Below are 7,746 nucleotides of genomic sequence, written 5' to 3'. Positions count from 1 at the left end.
TACCAGGCGTTGAAGACGATCTTTTGTCCGTCGCACTCGTGGTAGCGCACCCGCAGTGGCATTCGGATGATCGGCTCGGTCATGGCCCAGGACCCTAGCCGCGCCTCGTTCGTCCGGGGTCGAGCGCGTGCATGCGAACGCCATTCGCGGGCATTTCCTCTGCACACACTCCGAGGAGCCGCCCGCTCCACGCTTGATGAGGACCCGCCCATGTCGACCGACGCCATCGTCCTGCTGCGCGCGGACCACAAAGAGATCAAGCGACTGTTCCGTCGCTTTGAGAAGGCCGAGAAGGCGGCCGAGAAGCAGAGCCTGGTCAAGCAGATCCTCGAGCTGCTCGCCGTCCACACCTACATCGAGAACGAGGGCCTGTACCCACAGGTCCGCAAGCAGGTACCGGACCTCGAGTCCGACATCCTCGAGTCCTACGAGGAGCACCACGTCGCCGACCTGCTCTGCGCCGAGCTCGCTGACATGACCCCCGCCGACGAACGCTTCACAGCGAAGGTCACGGTGCTGATCGAGAGCGTCGAGCACCACATCGAGGAGGAGGAGTCCGCCTGGTTCCCGGACGTGCGGGAGTCCCTCGGGCGCAAGGACCTGCAGGAGATCGGCGCCGAGATGCTGAAGCTGCGCAAGAAGGCGCCGAAGCGGCCGAAGAAGCTCAAGACGGAGCTGGTCGAGCGGAAGGCGGCCAAGGCGCCGACGAAGGTCAAGGTGCCCGCGCAGGCGGTCGCCGCGGTTCGCTTGGCCGAGGTAGGGGATGGGCTCCCCGGGATGGAGACCGCCGCCCGCTGAGCAGCATCGGCAGTTGACACTTTCGAGGAAAAGTGTCAACTATGACCCATGACCACTCCGACCCGCCCCGCCCGTGTCCGCGCCCGGGTGCCCCGCCAGGCGGACGTCAAGCTCGCCGTCCGCTGGGGCATCCGGCAGGGTCTGCCGGCCGTCGGCATGAAGCTCGGCGCCCGCAGCGGTGACCTGTTCGCGCGGCTCAACGCCGACCCGGCGCTGCAGAAAGACCCATTCCCGCTGTACGCCCAGATCCGGGCGCAGGGCGACGTCGTGCCCGGCCGCTACGTCTACACCGCGGCGCGCTACGGCGTGGTCAGCGAGTTGCTCAAGAGCGACGCGTTCCGCTCGGGCGTACCGGACGAGGCCCTGCCGGCACCGCTGCGGCGGGCGCTGGCGTGGGCGATCGACCCTCGTGCGCAACCGTTCACCGAGCGCCCGGCGATGATCATGACGAACGGTGCCGAGCACCTCCGGCTGCGCAAGGTCGCGAGCCGCGGGTTCACCCCCAAGGCGATCGACAACCTGCGGCTTCGCACGATCGAGATCGCCGACCACCTGCTTGACGAGCTCGACGAGGCCAAGCACCGCGACGGCAGCCCGGCGGACCTTGTCGAGGAGTACGCCAACCTGCTGCCGGTGCTGGTGATCGCCGAGGTTCTCGGCGTCCCCGCGAAGCTGCAGGAGACGTTCCTGGGCTGGGGCGACCGCATCCTGCAGATCGCCGCGTTCGGGGTCCCGTTCCGCACCTTCCTCGACATCGAGGACTGCCTGCGCGAGATGAACACCTGGCTGCTGGGCCACTTCGACTACCTGCGGGCGAACCCCGGGGAGAACCTCCTCAGCCGGATGGTGGCGGCCTCCGACGCCGAGAACGCCACCGGCAACGGGCTGACCGAGACCGAGCTGATGGCGAATGCCGGCCTGCTGCTGTTCGCCGGGTTCGAGACCACCGTCAACCTGATCGGCAGCGGTGCGCTGCGCCTGCTCGCGCACCCCGACCAGGCGAAGCTGCTGCGGGACGAGCCGGAGCGCTGGCGTAACGCGATCGACGAGATGCTCCGCCTGGACGGTCCGGCTCAGTTCACGGTCCGACACTCGCAGGTGGCCACCGAGCTGCGCGGCGTCCCGGTGCCCAAGTTGAGGATGATCATCTGCCTCCTCGCCGGCGCCAATCGCGACCCCGCCGTGTTCGCCGACCCGGATCGCTTCGACATCACCCGGGCGAATGCGCGCGACCACCTCGCCCTCGGCGCCGGCGTGCACTTCTGCCTCGGCGCCTCGCTGGCCCGCCTCGAGGGCGAGGTCGCGCTGAGCCGGCTCTTCGAACGCTTCCCGAACCTCGCCGCCGCCGGTGCGCCGACACTCGGCCCGAACGCCGCGCTGCGCGGTTACATCCAGGTCCCCGCGACCCTGGGCCTGGGCTGACGATAATCGCGGGCATGACCGCCCGCGACCGCATCCTCGCTGCCGTCGAGGAGCTGATCGGGCAGGGCGGCTTCAAGGCGGTCAGCATCGCCTCGGCCGCCGGCGCGGCCGGGGTCTCCCGGCAGACGGTCTACGCCAACTTCGGCACGTTGGAGGACCTCGTCGCTGAGGCCGTCACCGAGGTCAGCACCCGCGCCCTCGGAGAGATCGCCGAACAGATCGACGCGGTGACCGACGCCGGGGCCTACGCCGTCGAGCTGATCGTGGCGGCGCGGGCGGCGTTCCGGGACACCCCGGCGCTGGCGATCCTGGTGTTCCCGGAGTCGGGCAACCCGATGTTCGAGGCCGACATGATGACTAACGCGCTGCCGATCGTGGAGGCCTTCGTCGCGCCGTTGTTCGAGCGGGCCCCGCACCTGATGGAGCGTCAGGGCGACGTGGTCGAGGTGCTGCTGCGTACCGGACTCGGGGTCCTGCTCTTCAACAGCGACGCGATCCGCTCCGACGCCGACCTGCGCGGGTTCCTCACACGCACGCTGCTGCCGGCGATGGGCCTGGCCGGCTGAGTCCAGATTCGCAGCTTGAACTTGACACTTTTAGCCTAAAGTGTCAACCATGCCGCTGTCCCGCCGCACGTTCCTCGCCGGTACCTCGAACGCGGCATCCGCTGGCCCGCCGCCCCGAAGGTCGACACCTTCCCGCACATCAGCCCGAACCCGGCCAGCCTCGACCACCGGTTGTCCTGGCTCGGGTCGCCGACCTTCCTGCCGATCCCGCTGCCGCAGCGCCGGTTCACCGGCTGCTCGAACGCGTGCAGGGCGACCACATGGCGGTCATGTGCGCGGCCGGGGTGGGCGTCTCGACCGCGTGCACTACCCGCGGGCGGCCCGAATGCTCGGGCTGGCGACCGCGCCGGACGAACTGATCGAGTCGCCGAACTACGCCGCCTCGCGGGTCTTTGCGAGCCGGGCCCGCGAGAACGGTTACGCCGTCTCCAAGGTGCCGATGCCCATCGACTGGAACTTCGCGCTGCGCGAACTGCGCGGGGAGATGAAGCCGTTCTACACCAACACCCCTCGCTGACCATCGCCGCGATCGCCGAGCGGGCGATGGACCACATCGTGGCCCGCGACGTCGGCACCCGGATCTGAGAGGTGATCTGACAACGTGTCACCGATGACTGAGTCCGTTCCCGATCCCGCTGGTGCAGCCGGCGCGGGGCCGCCGCTCGCCCCCAAGCCGGCCCGCGTGCCGTGGTCGCGGCGCCGCAGGATCGCGACCTGGACCTCGGTCGGCGTCGTCGCTTCCGGGCTCGGTCTGGTCGTGCTCGACCGCGGCGCGGAAATCGTCATCGAGCGCGTGGTAGCCGGCAAGGTCAAGGGCTGTCTGCAGACCCCGGACCGGCCGAAGGTCGAGATCTCCGGCTTCCCGCTGCTGCCCGACCTGGTCCGCGGCCGCTTGAGCGGGATGACCATGACCGCCCACGACGCCAACGCCCAGGGCGTGCGGGTCTCGGAGTTGAAGGTCGAGGCCCACGGGGTGGAGCGCAAGGGCTCCGGCGGCGAGATGGACTCCCTGCGCGGCTCCGGCCTGGTCACCTACGACGCGATGAGCGAGCAGGCCATGGGCATGACGGTGTCCAACGGCGGAGACGGCGGCATCAAGATCTCCGGCGGCATCAGCATCTTCAGCGGCTCGGCGACCACGACCCCGCGCATCGAGGACGGCGAACTGGTGCTGGCGCCGGGTCAGGTCTCCACCCCGCTGTTCGGAGACGTCGACTTCGGGGACTTCCCGGAGGTCCGGATCCCGATCCGCGAGCTGCCGGCCGGGGTCGATGTCGAGCTCAACCCCACCGACCGCGGCCTCGAGTTCAGCTTCGACGGTACCGATGTCGTCCTGCCGGACGACCCCTGCAAGGTGCGCGCCCGGTAGAACCGTGACATGGAACTGATCGGAACGTGGACGCTCGAGGCGTTCGAGGTGGTGGCCGGCGACGGCGCGGTGAGCACGCCCTTCGGCGAGGCTCCGCTGGGCCGGATCATGTACGGCGCCGACGGCACGATGTCGGCGATGCTCTGTGCGCCCGACCGCGAGCCGTTCGGGGCGCGGGCCGGCGAGGCGTCCGATGCGCAGTGGGCGGAGGTCGCCCGGATGTTCGTGGCCTACGCGGGCACGTGGTCCCGCGACGGCGATGTGGTGCGCCACCAGGTCGCGATCGCGCTGATCCCGGACTGGATCGGCACCACCATGGAGCGGGCCGTCGGCGAGCGCGACGGCCGGCTCACGCTGACCGTCGAGCCGCGTACCCCCGGCGGACGCGCCCAGCGCCTGATCTGGGCGCGCGCGAGCTAGGAGCTCTTGCCGGCCAGGTGCCGGGACACGGTACTGCGGCTGACGCCGAGCTTGCGGGCGATCTCGGCCTGAGTGGCGCCGTCGTCCGCCATCTGCTCGGCCTTCGCCAGCTTGGCCGGCGTCATCGCACGCCAGTGCGCGGCGCGCTCCTTGGCCGACGCGCGGACCCCAGATCGCTGGGTCGAGGCCGCTGCGGTCTTCTTCGCGGGCGACTCGTCGTCCTCCACGATGTCCGCGTCGAGGATGTCGTCGGTGCCGCGCGGAAGCTCGCGGATCGCCCCGTCGATGTCGACCTCGGACTCGATCTTGCCGCCGGCCCGCTGCTCGTTGAGCTGACGCTGGCGCGAGCGCGAGGTGAGGAGGTCGTCCAGGAAACCGCGAAGCGCAGCCACCAATCGCACGTTGAGCCGTGAGGTCGGCGTGCTGCGAGCGAGCCCCTGACGCCACATGTGCAACACCAGCAAGAGAACCGCAGCGACGAGCCCGAGCCAGAGCACGTGGGCAAAGAAGCCGAGCCCCGCGAAGAGCAGGAACACAACCAGGGCGAGCAGGATCAGCATCGCGGCCTCCGTGGCGAGGGTGTCGCCGCGGTGGCGACGCCGTTGACCTACCCGGCACGTGTCGGGCGCATACTGCCCGAGTTGCAGATCACCAAGATCGACTCGCGGGGGCACGGATGGCGACCTGTGTGCACCTGGACACCATCGAGGAGAACGCGCCGAGCGACGACGGCTGCCACGAGTGCCTGCAACTGGGCGGGCGTTGGGTGCACCTGCGGATGTGTCAGCAGTGCGGTCACGTCGGCTGCTGCGACAACTCCCCGGGCAGGCACGCCACCGGACACTGGCACAGCACGCAGCACCCGCTGATCCGGTCGTTCGAGCCGGGCGAGGAGTGGTTCTGGTGCTACCCCGAGGAGCTCTTCTTCGAGCTTCCCTCGGCCGGTCCCGCGGCCTCGCATTCGTAACCTTCGCTCGTTACGGTGCATCCTGACCCAAGCTCAGGAGGCACCGTGTCCCGCACGCTGAAGACCGCCGCCGGCATCGCCGCGGGCGCCGCGCTGCTGTCCACCCGCTGTCGCGGGCTGCGCAAGTTCGCCCTGCGTCTGACCGCCGTGACGGCCGCTGCGGTGGCGGGTAACGAGGCCACCGGAAAGCCGGTGCCGTTCCTGCGCTGGAGCTTCCTGCGGCTCCTCGTCGGTATGAAGCACCTGACCACCGAGTGGCAGGTCGGCGACGGTCGCGAAGAGGCCGCCGCGGTCTACGTCGCCGCGAACGCCCGCCGGGGCGACCTCGACGACGTCATCGCGACCATTGACGACTTCGCGCGCAACCGCAGCATGCTGATCAACGTGGGCGACGAGAAGGGCGAGATCCTCGACACCGCGATCCGCGCCGTTAAGCCGTCGTTCGTGATGGAACTGGGCACCTACGTCGGCTACGGCGCGCTCCGCTTGGCCCGCTCCGCCCCCGAGGCCCGGATCGTCTCCGTGGAGTTTCTCCCGGCCAACGCGGCCATCGCGCGGCGGAACATCGAACACGCCGGGCTGTCCGACCGGGTCACGGTCGTGGACGGCTCGATCGGTGACGGCGGCCGGACGATCGAGCACCTGCGCACGGTGATCGGCCTCGGCCCGGGCCAGCTCGACGCGGTGTTCCTCGACCACGCCAAGGAGCACTACCTCGCCGATCTGCACACGATCGAGGACAGCGGTTTCCTGCACCCAGGCTCGGTCGTGATCGCCGACAACGTGGGCTTCCCGGGCGCCCCGGACTACCGGGCCTACATGACCGAGCAGGAAGGCAAGCGGTACCGCACTACCGAGCACGCGACCCACGTCGAGTACCAGTCCCTCATCAAGGACCTGGTGCTGGAGTCGGCCTACCTCGGCTGAGCGGGTCACCGCGGCGTCGAGAGGTCTGGCTTCGTTCGATTCAGGGCGAGGGGGCTGCAGATGCGGTGCTTGGGGTGGAGCCTGGCAGGCCGGCGAGCCGTTCAGCGGCGATCTCGGCGTACTGCTGTTCCGTCTCGATCGAAACTGGGCGGTCCGTGCCTTCAAATGTCACGGAGACGCCGTTGTCACCGGAGCGGATGTAGATCAGATCCAGGTAGAAGTCGAAACTGAACGCTGCATAGGACGCCGTCATGCTCACCCGAAGGGGAACGGTCTCGTCGCCAAGGGTGGGAAAGCTCAGCTGACCCACCTTCGGCTTCTCGAACGTCATGTCCTTGGTCGTCTCGTCCTTACTCTTCTTGAGCTCGGCCTGAACCGCTGCGTTCATTGCCTCTGACAGGCACCCGCTGACGTTCTCGCCCTTCATGACGTCGAAGAACTGACGCATTCTTCCGGGTGCTGCGACTGAGACGCTCGAACTGACGGTGGTGGCTTCGTCGGGCGAGTTGAAGTCGGAAGAGTCCTCGCTGACGCCATCGGCTCCTTCTCCAAACAAGTTGCTGGGAGCATCGAGGCACTCCGAGAGCTGCTTCTGAAGCTCCTCGCCGTCCTCTGTATCCGGGTCAGCGGGGGTCGCTCCCCACCCGGCCGGGAAGTCGCCGATGACAAACAATGCGGACTTGGCGAGAGCTCGGGCTGCGTCCTTGTCGAACGACGAATCGCTCGCCGCCTTGCCGCTGGAGGTCGCTCCCGGTTCCACCGGCAACGCCGCGTCGGAATCGTCGTCGCCGTCTGCGCATCCGCCCAGCATGAGCGCCAATGCGACCACACCAATCCGCCCGAACATGGCTGTCTCCTTGTGCTGAGCCTCAGAAGCGGCCACCCTACCGAGGGGGGAGCTGACGATCCGTCAGAAAGTAGTGACTGCAGGGGCGAATGAGGTTGCCCAAGCACTCGAACATACGTTCTGCATATCTGCTTGAGTGCAGTACGATTTCGGGTGTGAGCAAGGAACGGCCGCTAGGCGGAGTCGACTACCCGCGCACGTTGCAGGAGTTCCGGGACTGGTTCCCGAACGATGACGCCTGCGTGGAGTATTTGGAGCTGCTGCGTTGGCCGGAGGGCTTCACCTGTCCTGTCTGCGACGGCGCGGGATGGCGGATCAGCCAGCGGCAGATGTGGATGTGCACCGATTGCGGGCGAAAGACCTCGGTTACCGCCGGCACGATCTTTCATCGGTCCCGTACCCCGCTCTCGACCTGGTTCGCCGCGGCCTG

10 protein-coding genes and 2 pseudogenes are annotated in these 7,746 nt (G+C 68.5%); 9 read left to right on the top strand and 3 right to left on the bottom strand.

The annotated features are described in order from the left end of the window. Positions 1-83, bottom strand: a pseudogene (locus tag H0X00_RS23955) (acyl-CoA thioesterase); the annotation flags it as partial. 127 nt (positions 84-210) lie between these two features. Between H0X00_RS23955 and H0X00_RS19465 the strand changes: the two are divergent. The 6 genes and pseudogenes from H0X00_RS19465 to H0X00_RS19440 all read left to right on the top strand — a co-directional run bounded on the left by H0X00_RS19465 (position 211) and on the right by H0X00_RS19440 (position 4,575). Continuing rightward, complete coding sequence (locus tag H0X00_RS19465; protein ID WP_293774072.1) at positions 211-798, top strand: hemerythrin domain-containing protein; 588 nt, start codon at positions 211-213, stop codon at positions 796-798. Between the two features lie 48 nt (positions 799-846). After that, the gene (locus tag H0X00_RS19460; protein WP_293774071.1) at positions 847-2,220 is read left to right on the top strand and encodes a cytochrome P450; all 1,374 of its coding nucleotides are present in this window, start codon (positions 847-849) and stop codon (positions 2,218-2,220) included. A 14-nt stretch (positions 2,221-2,234) separates the two neighbouring features. Further along, complete coding sequence (locus H0X00_RS19455; protein WP_293774070.1) at positions 2,235-2,786, top strand: TetR family transcriptional regulator; 552 nt, start codon at positions 2,235-2,237, stop codon at positions 2,784-2,786. A gap of 233 nt (positions 2,787-3,019) precedes the next feature. Further along, positions 3,020-3,291: pseudogene (locus H0X00_RS19450) on the top strand (cholesterol oxidase); the annotation flags it as partial. 105 nt (positions 3,292-3,396) lie between these two features. Then, positions 3,397-4,155, top strand: coding sequence for a DUF2993 domain-containing protein (locus H0X00_RS19445; protein ID WP_293774067.1), 759 nt, complete (start codon positions 3,397-3,399; stop codon positions 4,153-4,155). A 9-nt stretch (positions 4,156-4,164) separates the two neighbouring features. After that, positions 4,165-4,575: a lipocalin-like domain-containing protein gene (locus H0X00_RS19440; protein WP_293774066.1), complete on the top strand. Its 411-nt coding sequence runs from the start codon at positions 4,165-4,167 to the stop codon at positions 4,573-4,575. Here H0X00_RS19440 and H0X00_RS19435 read toward each other — a convergent pair. Further along, positions 4,572-5,135 carry a helix-turn-helix domain-containing protein gene (locus H0X00_RS19435; protein WP_293774065.1) on the bottom strand — a complete coding sequence of 188 codons (564 nt, stop codon included), beginning with the start codon at positions 5,133-5,135 and terminating at the stop codon, positions 4,572-4,574. The two genes, H0X00_RS19440 and H0X00_RS19435, sit on opposite strands and share 4 nt — an antisense overlap. Positions 5,136-5,251: 116 nt before the next feature. Here H0X00_RS19435 and H0X00_RS19430 point away from each other — a divergent pair, with 116 nt between their 5' ends. Together H0X00_RS19430 and H0X00_RS19425 are read left to right on the top strand one after the other, a co-directional pair. Beyond that, the gene (locus tag H0X00_RS19430) at positions 5,252-5,542 is read left to right on the top strand and encodes a UBP-type zinc finger domain-containing protein (protein ID WP_293774064.1); all 291 of its coding nucleotides are present in this window, start codon (positions 5,252-5,254) and stop codon (positions 5,540-5,542) included. Between the two features lie 234 nt (positions 5,543-5,776). After that, complete coding sequence (locus H0X00_RS19425; protein ID WP_367186700.1) at positions 5,777-6,469, top strand: O-methyltransferase; 693 nt, start codon at positions 5,777-5,779, stop codon at positions 6,467-6,469. Between the two features lie 40 nt (positions 6,470-6,509). Here H0X00_RS19425 and H0X00_RS19420 read toward each other — a convergent pair whose 3' ends face one another. After that, positions 6,510-7,316, bottom strand: coding sequence for a hypothetical protein (locus tag H0X00_RS19420; RefSeq protein WP_293774062.1), 807 nt, complete (start codon positions 7,314-7,316; stop codon positions 6,510-6,512). A gap of 155 nt (positions 7,317-7,471) precedes the next feature. Here H0X00_RS19420 and H0X00_RS19415 point away from each other — a divergent pair. Beyond that, positions 7,472-7,746: transposase (locus tag H0X00_RS19415; protein WP_293774061.1), on the top strand; the 275-nt coding region annotated here is incomplete at its 3' end.

This window comes from Sporichthya sp., from assembly GCF_013815995.1.
Lineage (GTDB): Bacteria > Actinomycetota > Actinomycetes > Sporichthyales > Sporichthyaceae > Sporichthya.
Note: the sequence above shows the minus strand (reverse complement) of the source record. Positions and strands in the feature narration are given on the sequence as shown.